At 53.8% G+C, this 19630-nt stretch carries 19 protein-coding genes and 1 riboswitch; of the genes, 10 read left to right on the top strand and 9 right to left on the bottom strand.

Features of this window, described 5'->3' with window-relative positions; genetic code table 11:
* Window positions 1-52 precede the first annotated feature (52 nt).
* From WHS46_07150 to WHS46_07125, 6 genes are read left to right on the top strand one after another with little or no spacing between them, the layout of a single operon-like run.
* Window positions 53-1369 carry a solute carrier family 23 protein gene (locus WHS46_07150; protein ID MEJ5348450.1) on the top strand — a complete coding sequence of 439 codons (1317 nt, stop codon included), beginning with the start codon at window positions 53-55 and terminating at the stop codon, window positions 1367-1369.
* Window positions 1366-1833: an NUDIX hydrolase gene (locus WHS46_07145; GenBank protein ID MEJ5348449.1), complete on the top strand. Its 468-nt coding sequence runs from the start codon at window positions 1366-1368 to the stop codon at window positions 1831-1833. Before WHS46_07150 ends, WHS46_07145 begins: the two co-directional genes overlap by 4 nt.
* A complete protein-coding gene (fdhD, locus tag WHS46_07140; GenBank protein ID MEJ5348448.1) occupies window positions 1830-2648 on the top strand; it encodes a formate dehydrogenase accessory sulfurtransferase FdhD in 819 nt (272 codons plus the stop codon). Before WHS46_07145 ends, fdhD begins: the two co-directional genes overlap by 4 nt.
* Window positions 2645-3847, top strand: a complete 1203-nt coding sequence (locus WHS46_07135) for an aminotransferase class V-fold PLP-dependent enzyme (protein ID MEJ5348447.1) — start codon at window positions 2645-2647, stop codon at window positions 3845-3847. Before fdhD ends, WHS46_07135 begins: the two co-directional genes overlap by 4 nt.
* On the top strand, window positions 3844-4320 hold the full coding sequence (locus WHS46_07130; GenBank protein MEJ5348446.1) for an N-acetyltransferase: 477 nt from the start codon (window positions 3844-3846) through the stop codon (window positions 4318-4320). Before WHS46_07135 ends, WHS46_07130 begins: the two co-directional genes overlap by 4 nt.
* Window positions 4317-5177 carry an N-acetylmuramoyl-L-alanine amidase gene (locus WHS46_07125; protein MEJ5348445.1) on the top strand — a complete coding sequence of 287 codons (861 nt, stop codon included), beginning with the start codon at window positions 4317-4319 and terminating at the stop codon, window positions 5175-5177. The genes WHS46_07130 and WHS46_07125 overlap by 4 nt, the downstream gene beginning before the upstream one ends.
* 24 nt (window positions 5178-5201) lie before the next feature.
* Here WHS46_07125 and WHS46_07120 read toward each other — a convergent pair whose 3' ends face one another.
* From WHS46_07120 to WHS46_07105, 4 genes are all read right to left on the bottom strand, one after another.
* Window positions 5202-5906: a hypothetical protein gene (locus WHS46_07120; GenBank protein MEJ5348444.1), complete on the bottom strand. Its 705-nt coding sequence runs from the start codon at window positions 5904-5906 to the stop codon at window positions 5202-5204.
* Entirely contained in the window at window positions 5869-6504 is a 636-nt protein-coding gene (locus WHS46_07115) for a hypothetical protein (GenBank protein MEJ5348443.1), read from the bottom strand. The genes WHS46_07120 and WHS46_07115 overlap by 38 nt, the downstream gene beginning before the upstream one ends.
* 194 nt (window positions 6505-6698) lie before the next feature.
* Entirely contained in the window at window positions 6699-9002 is a 2304-nt protein-coding gene (locus tag WHS46_07110) for a PEP/pyruvate-binding domain-containing protein (protein MEJ5348442.1), read from the bottom strand.
* A gap of 26 nt (window positions 9003-9028) precedes the next feature.
* Entirely contained in the window at window positions 9029-10279 is a 1251-nt protein-coding gene (locus tag WHS46_07105) for a Glu/Leu/Phe/Val dehydrogenase (protein ID MEJ5348441.1), read from the bottom strand.
* A 619-nt stretch (window positions 10280-10898) separates the two neighbouring features.
* Here WHS46_07105 and WHS46_07100 point away from each other — a divergent pair.
* From WHS46_07100 to gspG, 4 genes are all read left to right on the top strand, one after another.
* Window positions 10899-11084: a hypothetical protein gene (locus WHS46_07100; protein MEJ5348440.1), complete on the top strand. Its 186-nt coding sequence runs from the start codon at window positions 10899-10901 to the stop codon at window positions 11082-11084.
* Between the two features lie 512 nt (window positions 11085-11596).
* Window positions 11597-12028, top strand: coding sequence for a DUF4870 domain-containing protein (locus WHS46_07095; protein MEJ5348439.1), 432 nt, complete (start codon window positions 11597-11599; stop codon window positions 12026-12028).
* A gap of 22 nt (window positions 12029-12050) precedes the next feature.
* Window positions 12051-12548, top strand: a complete 498-nt coding sequence (locus WHS46_07090) for a hypothetical protein (protein ID MEJ5348438.1) — start codon at window positions 12051-12053, stop codon at window positions 12546-12548.
* Between the two features lie 251 nt (window positions 12549-12799).
* Window positions 12800-13255, top strand: a complete 456-nt coding sequence (gene gspG / locus WHS46_07085) for a type II secretion system major pseudopilin GspG (GenBank protein MEJ5348437.1) — start codon at window positions 12800-12802, stop codon at window positions 13253-13255.
* Between the two features lie 70 nt (window positions 13256-13325).
* On the opposite strand, the gene cbpB is transcribed toward gspG, so the two are convergent.
* The 5 genes from cbpB to WHS46_07060 form a co-directional block, all read right to left on the bottom strand.
* The gene (gene cbpB / locus WHS46_07080) at window positions 13326-14717 is read right to left on the bottom strand and encodes a peptide-modifying radical SAM enzyme CbpB (protein ID MEJ5348436.1); all 1392 of its coding nucleotides are present in this window, start codon (window positions 14715-14717) and stop codon (window positions 13326-13328) included.
* A 259-nt stretch (window positions 14718-14976) separates the two neighbouring features.
* A riboswitch (cobalamin riboswitch) is annotated at window positions 14977-15121 on the bottom strand.
* 199 nt (window positions 15122-15320) lie between these two features.
* A complete protein-coding gene (locus WHS46_07075) occupies window positions 15321-15764 on the bottom strand; it encodes an Hsp20/alpha crystallin family protein (protein ID MEJ5348435.1) in 444 nt (147 codons plus the stop codon).
* A 282-nt stretch (window positions 15765-16046) separates the two neighbouring features.
* Entirely contained in the window at window positions 16047-16304 is a 258-nt protein-coding gene (locus tag WHS46_07070; protein MEJ5348434.1) for a hypothetical protein, read from the bottom strand.
* A gap of 21 nt (window positions 16305-16325) precedes the next feature.
* Entirely contained in the window at window positions 16326-16739 is a 414-nt protein-coding gene (locus tag WHS46_07065; protein ID MEJ5348433.1) for a hydrogenase iron-sulfur subunit, read from the bottom strand.
* The gene (locus WHS46_07060) at window positions 16739-19618 is read right to left on the bottom strand and encodes an FAD-dependent oxidoreductase (protein ID MEJ5348432.1); all 2880 of its coding nucleotides are present in this window, start codon (window positions 19616-19618) and stop codon (window positions 16739-16741) included. Before WHS46_07060 ends, WHS46_07065 begins: the two co-directional genes overlap by 1 nt.
* Window positions 19619-19630: the final 12 nt, after the last annotated feature.

The following is a 19630-nucleotide window of genomic DNA, read 5'->3' as shown; positions in this document are numbered from 1 at the left end:
TCAAAGAGAAGCTCTCGCCGTTCGGAGGAACGGGACCGAAAAAAGCGTCGCCATGCCATCCTCAGGTTCCGACCAATACCTCTACGGGCTCGACGACCACCCACCCCTTGGTTTCACTCTCTTGTATGCCCTGCAGTGGGCTGTCATCATCTTTCCGGCTTTCGTGGTCACCGCAAAGATCGCGGCCCAAGCCATGCATCTTTCCAGTGGGGCGGAGGCCCGCTTTCTTCAGGTCACCCTTATCTGTTCAGGACTGGGCACCTTGGTGCAAACTCTATGGGGCCATCGGTATCCCCTCGTGGAAGGGCCGTCGACGGCGCATCTTCTGACTTTTGTGTCTTTAAGTTCTCTAGGTTTGGGAACCATTCAGGCTGCTTCACTCGCTTCGGCAGCCTGTCTGGCCTTGGCGGCCGTCACGGGAGCCACGAAGTTTCTGCTGCGCCTCTTTACGCCCAATGTGGTGGGCGTCATTCTCATGCTCATCGCTTTTTCCCTGCTACCTCATTTAATCCCTCCCCTCTTGGGTCTAGACGCCGAACATCATGAACCTTCGGCTCTTATCTTAGGCCTTTGTCTTGGCCTCGTTCTATTGGTGGCCATCATGGGACAACACCTCAAAGGTCTCTGGAAAACGTGCAACCTGGCTTTGGGGCTGCTTTTGGGAACAATTCTTTTCGCTTTTCTGGATCGCGTGAGCTGGAGCCCCCTGGTGCACACTCCATGGCTTTCCCTGCCTCGACCTTGGGCTGCCTTTTCCCCTCGCTGGCATGGAGACGCTTTTTTAGCCTTCGTGCTGACTTACCTGGCCATTGCCGTCAATAGCATCGGAAGTCTTCAGTCCATGAAGGCGGTCATCAAGCCTGAACGTCATGACACGGCATTGCGTCGAGGTCTCATGCTGAACGGTCTGTGTGGAATGGCCTGCAGTTTTTTCGGGGTGGTAGGAACCGTCTCCTACAGCACCGGACCTGGAGTGGTTCTGGCCAGCCGCGTGGCCAGTCGGTTTCCCTTGGCCTGGTGTGGCATTTTGGTGACTGTTGCGGCTTTCGTTCCCAAGCTCGTGGCGGCCTTGACCCTTGTCCCGTCGGCCGTGGTGGCTTCGGCTTTGTGCGTGGCCATGGCAGGCCAGGTAGGCGCCGGCTTGGCCGTCATCACTACAGGACGAACTCTGGCGGCCAGAGACTATTTTGTTGTCGGTATTCCCGTGCTACTTGGCACGCTCTTGGCCTTTCTGCCTTCGTCCTTTATAGTATCCTTGTCCGGAATGGTTGGAATCTTCTTGGGAAACGGCCTCATCTTTGGCATCGTGCTCGTTCTTGTTTTGGAACATATCGTTTTTGCTCAAAAAGCCAAGGAGCCATTCACGTGAGCCGACAGGTCCTTACATGTCCTCAATGCGGCGCTCAAGTGCTTCCATTCCGTCAACCGGCTCTCACCGTGGATATCATCATTCATCCACAAGAAGCCCCCGGTAGTGTTGTGTTGATTCAAAGAAAGTATCCTCCAACGGGTTGGGCGCTTCCCGGTGGTTTTGTGGACTACGGGGAAAGTCTGGAACAGGCGGCGCAACGGGAAGCCAAGGAAGAAACGGGCCTTGACCTTTTGAACTTGAAACAGTTTCGAGCCTATTCCGATCCGAATCGTGATCCGCGGCGACACACGGTGAGTGTCGTTTTTTCAGCTATGGGTGTCGGGCATGCTCAAGCAGCGGACGACGCCAAAGGACTCCAGGTTTTTCCTCTAAGCGCCCTTCCCGAAGCTATGGCTTTTGATCATCGATGCATTCTTGAAGACTATATTCGACACGCTCTTGAAGGTGTGATACGGTCATGACTTTCAAACCCTTCGGTGCCGGTAGGAACGACCAGGAAAAGGTGGCGGCTGTGCCCGTATGGATCTATGGATCCGAGGGGCTTGAGGAACAGAGAGAGCAATGGGTCATCGAGGAAACACCTATCACGCTCTACATCAATAACAAGGAAATGGTGACCCTTCTTTGTGCCGGACACCACTTGCAAGAACTGGCCGTGGGATTTGCTTATGCGGAAGGTTTTTTGGACAGCCGCGACGATCTTCAGGACCTGCGCATAGATCTTGAAAACGGTCGAATCTTCCTCCAGGTGCAAGGGCAGACGCGCCTAACCTTTGAACTCTGGAACAAGCGCACCATTGCTTCCGGTTGTGGTAAGGGCACGGTCTTTTACCATGCTCTTGATGCTTTGCTGGCACGTCCCGTGGCCTCGGGCCCGACCTTTTCAGCCCGCGCGATCTGGGAGCGCATGGAAGATCTTAATGCCTTAAGTCGAACCTACAGAAGAACCCATGGCGTGCATAACTGCGCGCTGGCGAATGCGGCCGAAATTCTTGTGTTCCGAGACGATATCGGACGCCACAATGCCGTCGATATGCTTGTCGGCCACAGTTTCTTGAACGATCTGGCCTTGGACGATAAGATGCTCCTCACCACGGGTCGGCTCACATCGGAGATCGTCATCAAGGCCGCAAAAGTGGGACTTCCCTGTCTCGTGAGCCGTAATACGGCAACAACATTGGCGATTCGTTTGGCACAAACCCTCAATATGACTCTCATCGGCTACGCCAGGGCCGGCAAATTCACCGTTTACACAGGCGAGCAGCGCATCGCATGAAAGAGTGGAACGCGACTGACGCGGTGGGTAACGAAATCTATCTGGATCATGCGGCCACGAGCTTTCCCAAGCCGGAAAGTGTTGTGATTGAGGTGACACGAGCGTTGGCCGAATTGGCTTCGCCAGGACGCGGACAATCCAGACGGGCCGTGCTTGCCGAGGCGATGGTTGAGGAAACACGAAGGATTGCAGCTCGTTTTTTCCATGTGCCCGATCCTTCTCAAATCGTTTTTACCAAGAGTGCGACAGAAAGCCTCAATGTGGCCATAAAGGGGTTCCTTCAGAAAGGAGACCGCGTCCTGACTTCCAGCATGGAGCACAATGCGGTGGCTCGGCCCTTGTCCCGCCTGGCCATGGAAAGAGATATTGAGATCCAGCGAATCCCTTGCTTTTCCGACGGAACTTTGGACCTGAAGGCTTTGGAACGTGCTCTGAACCCAGCTCCGGCCCTTGCCGTTTTTGTCCATGCCTCCAATGTGAACGGGGCCCTTGTGGCAACACCCGAAGTCTTTTCCATGTGCCGAAAAGCGGGGGTTCCCGTTGTGCTCGATGCCGCCCAAACAGCGGGACTTCTTCCCATCTCCGTGCAGGAACACGACCTGGCCATGCTCGCCTGCTCCGGTCACAAAGGGCTTTTGGGACCTTCAGGCATCGGACTTCTTTACATTCGATCGGATCTGCAGGTGGCACCGCTTATCGAAGGAGGCACGGGAAGTCGCTCCGAACAATGGGTTCAACCGAGGCACATGCCTGATGCCATGGAAAGCGGAACTCCCAATATTCCCGGGATTGCCGGCCTGAAGGCAGGCATGCTACAGGTTATGGCTATGGGTCTCGAAAACCTGCAACGGCATGAATTTGGCTTGGCGGAGCAAGCCGCCGACCGACTGGAAGCCGTCAAGGGTGTTCATGTGCATAGACCTTCTGTGCGAGGCGGCAATGCCGTTTCGTTTACGGTGGATGGAATGGCACCGCAGGATGTCGCCGCAATTCTGGCTGAAGCCGGTATTGGGGTTCGAGCCGGCCTGCACTGCGCTCCCTGGGCCCATCAAACCTTGGGAACTTATCCTGAAGGGTCCGTGCGTCTTTCTCCAGGCTGGTGCACCACCCACGAAGAGCTGGATACGATGATTGAAACCATTGACGCCGTGCTTTCCCGAAGACGTCGCAGACACCTAGGAAAGGCTGAGACTTCATGATACGAAAGGCGCGCATTCAGGATGCCAAGGGTCTTCATCGAATCCTTAACGCCTTTGCCGCTGAAGGCAAACTGCTGCCTCGATCCCTGAGCGACCTTTATACGCACATACGCGAATTCGTGGTCTGGGAATCACCGGAAACCGGAGAGATTCTCGGTTGCTGCTGCCTCCATATTGTCTGGGAAGATCTGGCGGAAGTACGATCGCTGGCGGTTTTGCCCCAGTTTCAAGGACGTGGTATCGGCACTTCTCTGGTTCGTGAGTGTCTTCAGGAAGCTAAGGATCTGGGAATCCACCGAGTCTTCGCTCTCACATATGAAATCAGATTTTTTGAAAAGCTTGGGTTTCGAATTACGGAGAAACAAAGTTTTCCTCAAAAGATTTGGGCGGATTGCCTGCACTGCACCAAGTTTCCGGACTGCGATGAAACGGCCATGGTCCTGGACATGGATCAGGGAGTCACGAGCTCATGAATGCGAAGGCCTGTCATCCAACGAGCCTTCTTCTTAGGAGCCTCTTAATCCTGACGCTTCTCACCTCCTGGGGATGTGCTTCCAAGCCATCTCCTCCCCCTTCGATGTCGGCACCTGCCTGGACGGCGCCGTCACCCGAGCCTCCAGCCTCCTCGCCAACCTCATCCAATGGTTCAAGACCTCACCGTATTCAAGTGGTTCAACAACCCTTGGTCTCCTCAGATAAGCCTCGTACCGTCATCCACGAAGTCGCCCCCATGGAAACCGTATGGCGTCTTTCAAAGATGTACGGCGTCTCTGTGGACTCCATTTACAAAGCCAATAAGCTCAAGCCGGGAGATCCCATCCAAATCGGTCAAAAGCTTACGATTCCCAATGCCAAGCAGTTTCAAAACATCATTCCGCTCTATCCCAACGGATGCTGGCGCTATATCGTGGTGCATCACACCGCCTCGGACATCGGCAAGGCAACGCTTATTCACATGAGCCACCAGAACCGAGGTTTTTGGAACGGCCTAGGTTATCATTTTCTTATCGATAACGGGAGCCTAGGCAAAGGAGACGGTCAGATTGAAGTGTCTCCGCGCTGGATCAAACAGCAAAAAGGAGCTCACTGTAAAGTCGGGGGCATGAATGAAACCGGCATTGGGGTCGCCTTGGTGGGAAACTTCGACGAAGACCTGCCGACTCCGAAACAAATGGAATCCTTAGCTCGTCTGATTCGAGAACTGACCCACTATTACAATATTCCGCCGAAAAATATTCTGGGGCACGGTGATGTGCCGCGAGCTGCCACAAACTGTCCGGGGAAACGATTTCCTTGGGGAGAACTTCAACGGCTCTTGTCCTCCCGATAGCCCCCTCTGAAAAAAATGAATAGGTCACTTTTCACGGGGCACACGGTTCCCAACTCCGAAAACGCCCATTCCCGCGAAGCCTTTCTGATCTTTTCCGTAAACGTGTAAAAAAGGTCCTGCGGACGACCCTTGGGGTCCAAGGGGCAGGGTTCGCAGAGGATGCAGAGATGGAAAAGTTTCGGGTAAAGGACTGGGGCCGTAGTAAAGAAAGAGCACGTGGTCGGATCCGTCCCGAGCGATTTTTTCCGCCAGTTTGACGTGATTGTTGGCGTAGTTGAAAACAACGTCAAAATCTACGAAACTTGTGTTCGCCTGAATGTAGGTCTTTTCATCGCAAAAGTCACCGCACAAAACGGTAGGAAAATCATCGGGGCCTGAGTACAAAGGACCAAAAAAGGCGATGTTTTTGAGCGACCGTTCCCATAAGGCCTCATCGTATTCCACGCCGTAGGTTTTCAGGCCCAGGACCAAAGACGCCAGCACCAGCACACGGCCGTCCCCGCTTCCTGCATCCAAAAAAACATGGTCACCGTGAAGCATCCCTTCGGCCATGAGTCTTGAAAGCCCCAAATACACATGGCTCAGTGAAGACGGGACAAACTCACCGGCTCCCGTCACCGCATATACGCCATACCGACGGTCTTGACGTGTGAAATAGTCTTGAACGGTTTCCCTGAGCTCTTTCCGCCCTTTAGGGACTAGGCACGTAGCGACGCCACGCCTCGACACCTTTGGGAAGTTCCAGCGGCCGAGTTTTTCGACCCTCACGGCGTTCTCGAACTCGTTCTCCTTCCTGTCGGGCTTCATAGCAACGTCTTTCGCGGTCCATCGAGGATTTCAGAGTGAGTTTGAGGGCATTGCCCTGAGTATGTTCTTCATCGTCACCATCGTAATGACTTAGGATCATGGTGATCACTTCATCCTTTGAAGCATCAAAGGTCCATTTCCATGCCACATAGGCTTGAAAGGGATCTCCCACATATTGAGACGGCGCACCGTACTGTTTCCTGAACTCTTCCAGCAGACTGTCGAAAAAAGTTCGGCTGTCATTTTCATACTTGACCTTGATGCGGACTATGGTTCCGGGTGCTTCACAGGTCCCGTAAACCACATACCCGCTGTCAAATCCCTCGGGAACATGTGCGATCGCTTCTTGAAGATACGGACGCAAACGCATCGTGTAGACACTGTCGACGCCGATACGGTTTCCGTAAGCGCTGACGTTTGTCCCTAGACGATATCCGGCGATTTCTCGAGGAAGCACCTTTGAAGCCTCGGAAGCCGAGGCATACCCGATCGTCCACAGACACAACATAACGAAGCTCAAGAAACCTCTCATAGTCCCTCTATCATCTTCCTGTGACTCAAAGCATAAGCTTTTTGGCCGAGCACAACGCTCGTGGAACCAAAACTTGGGACACCTCTGACCTTTTGGCCCCGTGGATCCATGCCAGTATTTATAAGAGCGAAGAGGTTCGTCGTTTTGATGTTCCGTAAGCCTTCGGGCAAAAGGCATGGGAGTCAGGATACCGCCGGAGCCAAGAACCCGATCCCTCTTTGATGATGTGCATCCTGATGCACATGCAACCACAGCCCTTGGGTTTCCTGAGGTACATGCACAATTTTGATAACCTTTTCCCACTTGGCCTCTTCGGGACAAAGGCGGCTCAGGACATTGGTCGAAGGAGTCGAAAAAAAGGACTCGCGAAAAAACTCTTGAGAATCATCTGGAAAAACGGCTACGGGCACGATTCGAGCTTCCACCAGATCACTGAAAAAATGCGTACCGAAAGAGACTTCAGGAACCACCCCTTGCGATTCAAAGGCGATTTCTCCAAGGACCAAGGCATGGTTAATGTCCTCATAGCCGACTCGAACCCCCAGGTGCAGGTCGCTGGTACCCCAACGGCCGGGTCCAAACAAAGCGAACCGTTTTCCTTCCAGGGCTCGGTTGATCCTTCCCACCACACGTCCGACAGACGCCTTCAGAGTCATGTCTTCCAGGCCGTCATAGGCTTTGGGATCCACATACACCACATATTCCACATCGGGAACCACGGCATTGAAAAGTACTCGAGAATTAGTGAAAAGAATGTGTTCTTGAGGAATGTTTGAGGGAATGTCCACCTGGGCCAACTCTTGTCGAACCGCCAGGGTCCGGCACTGAAGGATATAGAGCTGATCGTCGTGCCAGGCAAATTCCACGTCAACGGGATGGTCGTAGGCGCGTTCCAGGCGTTGAAGAATCCGACGTAGAAGCCTGGGGAAAGGGGAACGGCGCAGCAGATTGTCAAAGGTGATGACCGCCGAGTCCTGCGGAATGGCTTGGCTTTTGAAACTGGGCGTTGAAATATGATCCCCATCCTCCACCCCGGAAAGAACCCAAAAGGCCGCTTCCGACGGCATGTGCGGCAAAACCTCTCGAAACGGCACCGTTTCCACGCGTCCGGTTTCCATATTGATCCCATCCACAAAACGTTGGGAATATTTCACCACCTGACCCGCCGAAACCTCCGGTCGCATGTCCGGATGGCTGAGCGCAACCAGTCGAGGATAATCCTGCCCGACCCGTTCCACGGCTCTGGTGCCAAGACCGAAAACCACACGAGCCATGCCGTCTTCTTCTCGAATCTTGGGCGACCAGCGATAAGTGTTTCGAGAAAAAGCAACCCCGGAAGCCAGGGGAAAAAAGTACTTGCCGTAGCGTGTTCCCACAACCTTCTGGACGAGGACACTCATCTTTTCGTCAAAATCCAAAAGATTATGGTCCCTTCGATACAGAATGGGCCCCGGTGCATAGGTGCTCATGTGAACCCGTTTCAATCCCCAAACAAACTCTTGCAATCTCTTTTCCAAAGGGCCCTGGTTGGCCAAAAAGACGGAATCGTATTTACCGGAAAAAGCATGGCCGAAATTGTCTTCCAAAAGGCTTGAGGACCGCAAAATAATGGGACATTCACCGATCTTTTCCAAGAACCTTTTGAACATGGCCATCATGTCCGGTGGAAAAGTCGCCCGAGCGAAAAATTCGGCGATATGTTTGTATTCTTCCTCAATGGCTTCACGCGTTTTGTATTTTTGACTGCGAAACCAATGGAGGTTGTTGTAATCGATAAAGTCAGCGAAAATACCAGTATTAAAATAGTAAGACTCTGGAATGCGTAAATATTTTGCCAGCTCCGGATCCTGGGGTTCGAACCGAGGCAAAAGGATCTTATAGGCCAGAAGCATTCCGGCCGCTTTGCCCCCTATTTTGCCGGATCGTCGTGGGTTCCAATAGTCATGGTCCACCATTTCATCGATGTCGAGAATGGTGATGTGCTTTTTGGCAATACCCACAAATGGCAAATGGTTGGAAATAAAGTGGCTGATCAAGCCGACTCGCACTGCTTCTGCTTCGCTTGGGGGAATAAATAAATCCCCCTCAGCAACGGCGCAGAATTCCTTGAGCGCCTTCTTGATCCGTATGGAGGTGGTCCCCTCGGCATGGACCACCCGATCAAGAATCTGAAACTTCTCCATCTTCTGGGCTAGGTGAATGTGCTCCTGAATTTCCTTTTCGGAAAAGACTTGAGCCGCCAAGAGATCTGTTAGCGCTGCGGAAACCTCCCGGCGATGCTCCGGTTCATCCGTGAGGCCGAGATGCTGTAACGCCTCGAGGATCATGTGTTCGAACCAGGACGGAGTCACCATCCCTCGTTCCACCATGGTACGGATCAAAAGGTTTCGAATGGATTCCGCCAAAGCCGAATGGACAAGAATCCTCTGCTGCACTCGAACGATGCGCAGCCATTGGATCAACTGTGCCGAGGTGATATCCATCATATGCCATCCGCCTTTGGCTTTGACCTTTAGACCCAACCTCGCAGCTTACACGCTTCGGCGACCCGTGCCACGCTCACCAAGTAGGCCGCTTCTCGAAGCCCAACACGATGTCGCTCCGCCATGGCATGTACATCATGAAAAGCATGGCACATCTTCTCATCCAGTCGAGCATGCACCTCTTTCAATTCCCAATAAAAATTATACGTATTCTGCACTTGTTCAAAGTAAGACACCGTCACACCTCCGGCATTGGCCAAAAAATCCGGCAGGGCGATAATGCCTTTTTCTTGCAGGACGGCGTCGGCTTCGGGAGTCGTCGGCCCATTGGCTAGTTCGCATATCATGCGAGCACGAACACGAGCGGCATTTTCCTCCGTAATGACATTCTCCAAGGCTGAGGGAAATAAAACGGTCACATCCAATTCCAAAAGCTCAGCGTTTGTTATAGACTCCGCACCGGGAAAGCCTATCACGGATCCGGTCTTTTTCTTGAATTCAACCAGTTCGTGAGGGTCCAAGCCTTTGGGATTATAGACACCCCCTTGGGAATCGGAAGCCGCCACCAACTTGAGACCTAGCAGTTCGGAGCCCAGCAAAGCCGCATATTGGCCTGCATTGCCGAATCCCTGAATAGCCATGGAAGCTCCATCCAAAGTGATCCCGTAAACCTTGGCTGCCTCCCGCGTCACATAGATGCCTCCACGAGCCGTCGCATCATGGCGTCCGAGAGAACCTCCCAGGGGCACGGGTTTCCCGGTGATGACTCCGGGATGATGTTGGCCGACGATGGTTTCATATTCGTCCATCATCCAGGCCATGATTTGAGGAGTGGTGTAGACATCAGGAGCCGGCACGTCCTTGGTCACGCCCAAAATACCTGCTACGGCCCGGATGTAGGCTCGAGCTAAACGCTCTTTTTCCCCTTCGGAAAGCTCTTTGGGATTGCAGACTATTCCCCCCTTGCCTCCTCCAAGGGGAATATCCACAACCGAGGTTTTCCAGGTCATCCATGCCGCCAAAGCGCGCACCGTGTCGAGAGTTTCATCCGGATGCCAACGCAAACCTCCCTTAGCCGGACCACGGGCGATGTTGTATTGCACTCGAAAGCCACGAAAAATTCTTGTACTTCCGTCATCCATGCGAACCGGCATCGTAAAAGCATATTCCCTCATGGGCCAGCGTAAAAATTCATGTGTCGCCTCATCCAGCCCGAGCTTTTCAGCCGCTTTATCCAACTGCCTTTGTGCGATTGCAAACGGGTTCAACTGTTCCTTCATGATTCCGCCTCCTTTAAGCTCTGTTCGCGTCACAGATCCTTAATCCCACCTTCCTCCTCAGCCGGCCCCCGTCGTTCAGTCCACGGCCGGAAACGTGGCCACCTCAAGATCAACCGACGAGTCCCATGTTGCCCACACAGATTGCTTGAATGTCGAGGAAAGGAAACTCCACGGGATAGTCTTTGTCGGCCCCTGCCGTGATCTTTCCGAAAGGTTGCGGAGTAAGTCATTTCCCCGCCCTTGAGCGCGGAACAACCGATCTCACAGGATCCCTCACAGCCTTCCGGACAGGTACACAAATGCCTGATATGGGAGCCGGTTCAACCCGCGTGGTCGCTAGAATCGCTGCACTTCGGTTCGCCTAGCTGTCAGACATACCGGAATCCTCCTTATATAATGTTGGTCCCTATAAAACAAAAAGGCGCCCTCTTCTTCTCGTGCGAAGAAGATTGGACGCCATCGTCCTTTGAAAAGCTCCCCGATTTTTGCACGCCGTTGTGCACAGGGACTTTGTCGCTACAAAAAAAAACGAAGGATTCTTTAAAATGTATGCCAGGGTTTGTCAACGGGACAATAAACGGCGTCCCACAACGCAGTTGCTGCCGATGAATCCATCAAGATGGATTTTCCTGTTTTCACCGGGGCCGTGGGGCCGACGGAGATCGCTCGCATCCACTGGAAAGACGTGGCCGTAGGGGCCGCCATTTCCGGTGTGTTGGTAGTGGCTGGAGAAAACATCTGCGGCATGGACCCGCAGGCGGGCATCAAAAACGGCCTTGTCGTGAAGTCTCCGGAGAAGGAGTAAGCCACGCCTAAGAACGTTTGTGCCCATCTGGGTACGTCGTGCTATGCTACTCATGTTTGTGTGCTGCACGCCACCACCGAACTGGATGACAGCGCCCTCACTAACACGAAAAAATGCATCGAATGCGGATCTTGCAAAACCACCTGTGTGGTTTTTGGCTTCAAGGCTCTGCAAAGCAAATCCGCAGCTTCCTTTGCCAAAGAAACGTAAGCGATCGTTCTGAAACGCGAGGCCTTTTTTGGGCGGATGCGCTTTCGTGCGTCCGCCTCTTCCTCTCACACCAAAGGATGACCCCCGACAGGAAGACACTGTTTTCGAGTCACGCCGAACCATAAGGATGCCCACCCTTCAAAAGCGCAAGGCACGTCCAAGGACATTGGAGTGTGCCCTGTTAATCAAACAACCTTCGTGGAACCTTTTGCCCCACGACAATTTTTGTGCTAGTAATACCTAGTTATCTGTCACAACTCGAAAAAGCAGAAAAAGCAGACTCACAAAAAAAGGGCATCCCCATGACCTCAAACCAGCCGAAGGATGAAGACGATATCGGCACCTGGGCGTCCCTGTGTCACTTCAGTGCCTTTCTCGGGGTCATTTGGTGGATTCCTACCAGCACCGTGTGGCTTCCCGTAGGACATCTCCTGTGTCCCCTGAGTGTCTGGCTGGTGAAGCGGAAAAAATCACCAAAGATCGACTGGGCCGGAAGAGAATCCCTGAATTTTCAAATCACCATGACGGTTTACGGGGCTCTTGGAGCCATGCTGCTTCCCGGCATGGCGGCGACGCTTTGGCTCTGGGCCGTGGCCCTGACGGATCTTTACTGGATCGCGCGTGCGGGAGTCGCCGCCAGTGAAGGCCGTCTTTTTACGTATCCGTTGGTGTTCTGGAGGTTGCTAAGGGAAACCGAAGCCATTCGAAGCCTGCGAGAAAAAGAAACCTTGTAGGACAAAGGTTTGGAGAAAAACGATGGAGGCAACGCCGGAAAAACTTGTGCCCATTTTACGGGAAGGGGTGGATGTGATCAAAATGGTGCTGTTCAAGCACCTGAAGGAGCATATTCGCAAAAGCCGCCCCATGCTTCACTCCGATCAGGCCGTACGTCTTACGGGTGCCGCCGTCAATGAGCTTTTCGGGCATGCCCCATCCGAAGAGCCCCATCTTTCTTTTGCTCTCCGCCATGCCGAGCAGATTCAAGAGCTTCTTCGGGAAATACCGAGAGAACTTGCACCCCTCAAGGCTCCCATCACGGACGCCCTTCGCATGCAATGCTTGTGTGATCGTCTGGAAGGAAGGGATTCCACGAACATTCTGAAACAGGCTCAGAAACTGGGGATCCTTGTTTTGGAGCGGGATGTACCCTTGCCGGCATCCTTTATGAGTCTGGTCCGCAGCTGGGGAATCGCCAGCGGCCTTCTTCAGGCCTCCAAGCCGCCATACCCTGAAAAAAAACTAAACCACAGATGACAAGCACCAAACGTAGAGCTACGATGCACCGCCCTTCCACCTCGTAAAATCGCCTCGCCCGTCATGGCTTATGTGGAGTTCTCCAACGGCATCCCTAGATTTATCACAACGACGCTCGAATCATTTAAGGAACAGCCAGTTGACAGACACCCTCAAAGCCTTTAGGCTTCAAGACCGTGACCGGCCTTTTCAGGGCCGGGGAAGCCTTTTAGAGCAGCAGCACACAATCCTTCATGGAGGCAAGGCTCGGTATGCACAGACGATGGAATCGACCAAAAGACGAACGGAAATGGAATCCGAAGCGGAGTCGCCTCGGCTTTACGCTCATCGAATTGTTGATCGTCATGGTCATCTTGGGGCTTTTGGCCGCTTTGGTGGCCCCCAAAATGTTCCAAAAGGTGGGAACCTCTAAGATCAAGGCCGCCAAGGCTCAGATCGCTCTTTTGGGTACGGCTCTAGACGCTTATCGATTGGATGTGGGACGCTACCCTACCACTGAACAGGGTCTGCGGGCTTTACGTGCCAACCCCGGGTATGACACCTGGGATGGACCTTATTTGCCCAAGGATGTTCCCAAGGATCCGTGGGGTCGCGATTATGTTTATCGAAGTCCTGGGCAGCATGGAGACTACGACCTGTATTCCTTGGGAGCCGACGGACAAGAAGGGGGAGAAGGAGAAAACGCCGACGTGGTGAGCTGGCAGTAAAAAAGGAGCGCCTGTGCTGCCGTTTTCGGCATCCACAGGCGCTCGGTTTCAGTCCGCGACCATCATCACGTCAAGCACACCGAAAGGTTTCTTCGGTTTCCGATTCCCATCCGTTCCAGAGATAGGCTGCTTCCCTACCCTGAGCCACCACGCGAAAAGCATAACGGACCTGCTCTTCGTAAAACCGGCAGTACGGGCTCGGCGCTTCCAGAGTCCCACGGACCGCTTGCACTTCCGCAGGACAGGGGGCTCCACAGAAATGCCGCACAGCACAACGGCGGCAGGGTTCCACTCGTTCCACCACACGAGTCGTCACGGCCTGAAACGGTCGACTCTTCAGGACGTCTTGAATATCGTTCTGAAAGAGGTTCCCACCGCGATATTCGGGAAACCCCAGGAACTCACTGCACGGAAAAAGATCGCCGTGGGCGGACACAGCAAAAAAACACCTTCCGCCACCGCACGGCGAAATGTCGCACATGAGTCGTCGTCCCGTCGGCCCGATGATTCCCGCCAAAACGTTGGCAAAGTTGGCCACCACAAGCTTTCGCGCGGTCTTTTCAAACAAAACGTAGGTTCTATCCAAAGCCGCGCAGAAAGCTTCAGCGAGAACGGTATCGTCGGGTTTGAGATTCCGTCCTCCTTCACGGGTGCACCGAACAGGGTTGAGCATGATCACGCCCACTCCGGCATCGTGGTAGAAATCCACCAGGTCCGGAAGCAGCGTCACGTTTTCTCGAGTCACCGTGGTGATGACATTAAAGGCCTCATAGGAAGCCAGCTGTTCCATCACCCGGCGCACCTTTGAAAAAGCCCCTTGGCCATGCCAGTTTTTTCGAACCTTGTCCGCCGTCAAAGCGTCATGGGCGTCCAGGGAAATCCCGATGCCGACCCCTCGAGAAGTAAGAAAATCTATGGCCTCGTCATCCAAGAGGGTGGCATTGGTCTGAACACCAAAGATGAACCTGTCGTGAAAGCGGTCAATGGCCGAAAAAACGGCATCACGGGCCAGCATGGGTTCTGAGCCGTGAAAAATGAGCTGCGGTTTCGTCCCAGGCTCCAACGTTGTTTGAAAGTAGCCCGCGAGGCGCTCTAACGCTTCCGCCACCTCTTCCACGGTCATGGTCTTGCCGTTTCGACGCATGTCCTCCGGAAGATAACAATAGGTGCAGTTAAAGTTGCAGCGTTCCGTCGGATTGAAATAGACCGCCGAAGGTATCAACCCGAAGCGAAGACGTTGCATCTCTTCCTGAAACGCCTCGCTTTGCGCCAGAAAGTCCTGAACCAGTCCCCCTGACAAAGCTTCCGGAAGGGCCTCTGTATCCACAACGGCCCAAAAGGCGCTCTCCGGTTCCACCACCGCAACCCGATCGGGAAGACCGATATCCAGAACGGCAAACGACGGCCCGAAGCCACTGTTGGCATAACGGGGACGACCCGCAAAGGAAACCTCGTCCTTCATCTATTTTTCCTGTTTCTTTTCAGGTGTGGAAGTAAGCAAAATGTAATGAGACAATCCGGTGGACTCACCCAGTTTTCGGCAACGTCGACGGTACGAAAGAATACGGTTCACTTTCTGCATGGTTCTCCTCCTTTGTTCTCCTGGCGTTCCGGCATCTCGGTCGCGGACCAAAGAAAAAGCCCGGAGCCAATCCGCATGATTGCCGATTTGCTCCGGGCTTCCTTTACCATCGGTGACCCGGCTTCATGTTTTCCAGCAGGTCTTCTGGCTCTCGGATCCTCTGAAGAGGTGCGGCCTTCCCCTCGGGGTGGTCCCCGAAAGTGACCGGTTCGATCCCTCGAACCTCTGCGCCCCTTCATCCCCGATCACAGCGGCGGGACCGCCACGGATTTGCACCGTGTTCCGGGATGCTGGAAAACTCAATGCCTCGAATGAACCTTTTGTCACAACTCAAATTCCATGTCAAGCCTGCATCTTCGAGCTTTCGTCCTGGGGCCGCGAAACGGTTTCGGGATTTCCATAAGTGTTGGGACAAAAAAAGCGGGAGGAATCCCTCCCGCTTTCCTTCCTGAAACCCTTGACGGGCTCAGACATTGAGAGTTCTTAGTGTTTGACTTCGATCCTCTTGGGCCGAGAAGCTTCAGCTTTGGGAATCTCGATGCGCAGAACACCGTCTTTGTAGACCGCCTCCACACCCTCGGATTTCACTTCCGAAGGCAAGGTGAAAGACCGGGCAAAAGAACCGTAGCGGCGTTCCACACGGTGATAGCATTCACTCTTTTCTTCTTTTTCCTGACGCTTCTCCCCTTTGACGGTCAGCACATTGTCCGTGATGCTGATGTCCAGATCTTTCACATCCACACCGGGAAGATCCGCTTTGACAACAATCTTGTCTTCCGTTTCCGAAATGTCAAAAGCGGGCATCAGGACCTTTTCGTCGCCCCACACGGCAGGCACAGCTTCCTCAAAGAACCTGTCCATCCAGTCGAAGGCTCTGGGCCATGCAAGGAGCGACTCCCTTCTTGTGCGAGGAACCAATCCGAGCATGTCCAATACCTCCTTTGTTTAAAGTTTTCAGTGACCTACAACGTCACTTTGCGGTTTTAAAATAATTCTCATCACGCCGCTGTCAAGTCCTTAACCCCTAGGAGTGCACCGGGCAATGCTTCATCAACGAACGCGTAAACGACAGCAGCTCGGAAAAGCCGCATTCATGGGACCCCGTTTTGGGAAGGACGGCGTCCTCGCCGGGGACAGGCGATCGGTAGGAAGGCTTTTCAAAAAACGGATGTAAAGACTGCAGGCCGCATTTTCAGGCAGGCTCAAAATTTAAATGTCCAGATCTTTTTCGCCGGTTTCTTCAAGAAGCCTTCTGAAACGCGTCGAGTCACGAACTCGCCTTGCCGAAGCCGCTTCCGCTTCTTCCACGCTTAAGTGGATTTCCCCACATTCGGGACAGGTGACATTGAGCTGATCCCCAACAATGCGTTCCCGAATCTCATCCACGGTCATGTGACCAAAAAGGCCGCATTTGGTGTCCACGCGTCGTGCACGAACACGAACGGGAAAACTTTTATCCTTCCACATGGCTTCGCCCTGCTCTATTCCCTATCCTTGACCGTCCTCCAGGCTCTGAAGGGTTTGCACCATGTCCCGGCAAGCCTCCACAAACTTTTCCGCCTCCGACGAGGCGCACCAGACCACACGAAACCGTTCCGGCTCCAACCCCATGGCTTCCATCATTTCCTGAATCACCACGCGTCGAGCTTCGGCCTTGATGTTGCCGTCCTTATAGTGACATTCCCCAGGTCGACACCCCATGACCAAAACCCCGGAAGCGCCAAGTGAGAAAGCTTCCATGACCAGTTGCGGATGCACCATTCCGGAACACATGACACGCACAACATGCACGCATTCCGGATATTCCATGCGACGAACACCGGCCAAATCGGCGGCACTGTAAGCACACCAGTGACAGGCAAAAACAACGACGCTTTTGATTCCTTGCGCGACGAAAGCCATCACGCTGCTCCGCTTTCTTCGGGTCTCAACAAGGCCTGAAGCTGCCGCGATAACTGCCTTCCGGTGAATCCTGCCACACGAATGCCGTCTTTAGGGCAGGTGGCTTGGCAGATGCCGCAGCCTTTACACAAGGCCAGGTTGATTTCAGGAATCCGCAGTTCCTCCTTTCCGGTTTCCTGCCTTTTGTGGGCTAGACCCTGCCAACGGATGGCCCCGTAAGGGCAAACATCCAGACATAAAGCGCATCCGTCGCAATTTTTCTCCACCACATGAGCCTTGAGAGCATCCAAAGATCTTCGGCGTGTTGCCAAAATGGCGGCGGCACGTGCCGTCACCGCCTGAGCCTGCGCAATGGTTTCATCCAGAGCTTTCGGGGCATGGGCAAGACCGGCCAGAAAAATGCCTTCGGTCAAGAACTCCACCGGCTTCAGCTTAGCGTGGCTTTCTTGAAAAAAGCCGTCGGCATTCAAGGGTAACTTATAGATTCGGGCCAATTCAGCCACGGAAGGATGAGGGACAATGGCCGTCGCTAAAATGACCACATCCGTACGGAGGGTCAAAGGCCTTTTGAGCACATGATCCATGATGCGAACATAAAGCTCGTTAGGACCCAAGCGGACCACCGGTTTGTGCTCCAGGAAATATTTAATGAATATCACCCCTTTTTCTCGAGCCTGCCGATAAAGCGATTCCCTCAACCCGTAGGTACGCACGTCCCGATACAGGATGTAAATTTCCCGGGAAGGATCCTCCTCCTTCAATTCCATAGCAGCCTGAATGGAATGGGTGCAACAGACTCGAGAGCAATAAGGTCTTTGGGGTTCTCGAGAACCAACGCATTGAATAAAAACAAAGCCTTTAGCTCCCGTAATCCGTTCATCACCCACGGCCCATAGTTTGTCGAATTCCAAGGCCGTCAGCACCCTTTGCGATTCGGAATACCCGTATTCACTAGGCTTGTAAGCCGCGCCGCCCACAGCCAGGACCGTCACCCCGTGGTCGACGCTGATGGCCGCTCCTCCTTTCTTGATCGTCGACCGAAAATTGCCCACAAACCCTTCCGCAGCAACCACCTCACTTTTGAGATACACACTGATATAAGGATGGGACTTCACCTTGGCCGCCAGATTCTTCACAAAGCCGGCAATATCCTCCCCTTTCCAGGTGCGGTTGAGATGGCGTGCATTGCCACCCAGCTCAGAACCCTTTTCCACCAGATGAACAGGAAAGCCTTGTTCCGCCAAACCCAACGCGGTGGTCATCCCGGCCACGCCGCCGCCCACCACCAAGACGGTCGGGTTCACATTCACCGTCACGGGAGGTAACGGCTCCTGTAAAGCAACTTTAGCCACAGCCATGCGCACCAGGTCTCCGGCCTTGATGGTGGCCGCCTTGGAATCTCGCCCGTGAACCCACGCGGCTTGATTCCGAATGTTGGCCATTTCAAAAAGATATTCGTTCAAACCGGCGTTTTTGAGGGTTTCTCTGAAGAGGTTTTCGTGGGTCACCGGTGAACAGGCCGCCACCACAACGCGATTGAGGCGATAGTCTCGAATGCTTCGCCGAATCCTATCCTGACTGTCCTGAGCGCAGGCAAAGAGCTTTCTTTCCACATGGACCACGTGAGGCAGCCGAGCAGCCATTTCGGCTAGGGCTTCCACATCCACCACACCTGCGATGTTGGACCCACAATGGCAAATAAAAACCCCTACGCGAGGTTCTTCACCGGCCACCGAGCGTTCTTCAGGAAAATCCTTGAGCCTCGATAGACTGTTTCTCACATCCGCCAAAGGAACGGACGCAGCGGCTGCCGCTGCTGATCCTTCCAGAACCGCGTGGGCGATATCCTTGGGACCCGCCAGGGCCCCGCACACATAAATGCCGGGCCTTGATGTTTTCACAGGTTCAAAGGAGGATGTGTCCACAAAGCCGTGCCGGTCCGTTTTGATCCCCAATGTCGCACACAACTCTTGAGTGCCCGAAGGCACCTGCATTCCAACCGAAAGGACGATCAGATCAAACACTTGCTTTGTACGCCGGCCGTCCTCGGAAGGAAATTCAATTCTAAGGCCATGGCCGTCTTCGGCGGGTTCCACGGCCGCCACACGGTAGGGAATAAAACGCACCCCACGATCATTGATCGCCTTGTAATAACGTTCAAAATCTTTCCCGGCTGTCCGCATGTCCGTATAAAAAACCGTAACGTTCAAGGACGGATTCCAGTCCAAGGCCATGGAAGCTTCCTTGACCGCGGTCATGCAACACACGGACGAACAGTAGGCATGCCCTTTTCCCGTTTCGTCACGGCTGCCGACGCATTGCACAAAAGCCACCTTGCTTATGGGGGCTCCATCCGAAGGCCGCACCAGGGAAGCTCGATGGGAGGCGGCTTCCGAAAGCATTCGCTCCCAGGCCACCGATGTCACCACATTGGGATGGACCCCATAACCCCAGGGATTTCGAGCGCCTGGCTCATAAGGCTGAAAGCCTGCAGACACAATCACCGATCCCACCGTCACCGTTACCCAGCGTTCTCGATCATCAAATCGTACCGCATCCGCCGGGCATACCCGCTTACACGCTCCACAGGTGCCTTGTGTCAAAAACAGGCAGCGTCGTGAATCGATTTGGTAGGTCATGGGCACCGCCTGAGGGTAACTCAGGAAGACGGCCGAACGTCGAGCTTGAGGACCGCATCGTGGATCCTCCACGACAACAGGGCACACTTGAGCACATTCCCCGCAGGCGACGCATCGACTGGAATCCACGTACCGAGGTTGAAGCCTTAAGGTAGCTTGAAACCGCGGGGCCTCGCCTTCCAATCGCTCCAGTTGGGCGTGGGTCATCAATTCAATGTTGTAGTGCCGACCGCACTCCACCAATTTGGGTGC

The sequence above is a fragment of the Desulfosoma sp. genome, assembly GCA_037481875.1.
In the GTDB taxonomy this organism is placed as follows: domain Bacteria; phylum Desulfobacterota; class Syntrophobacteria; order Syntrophobacterales; family DSM-9756; genus Desulfosoma.
The sequence above is the reverse complement of the archived record's forward strand: the minus strand, read 5'-3'. Positions and strand labels throughout refer to the sequence as shown.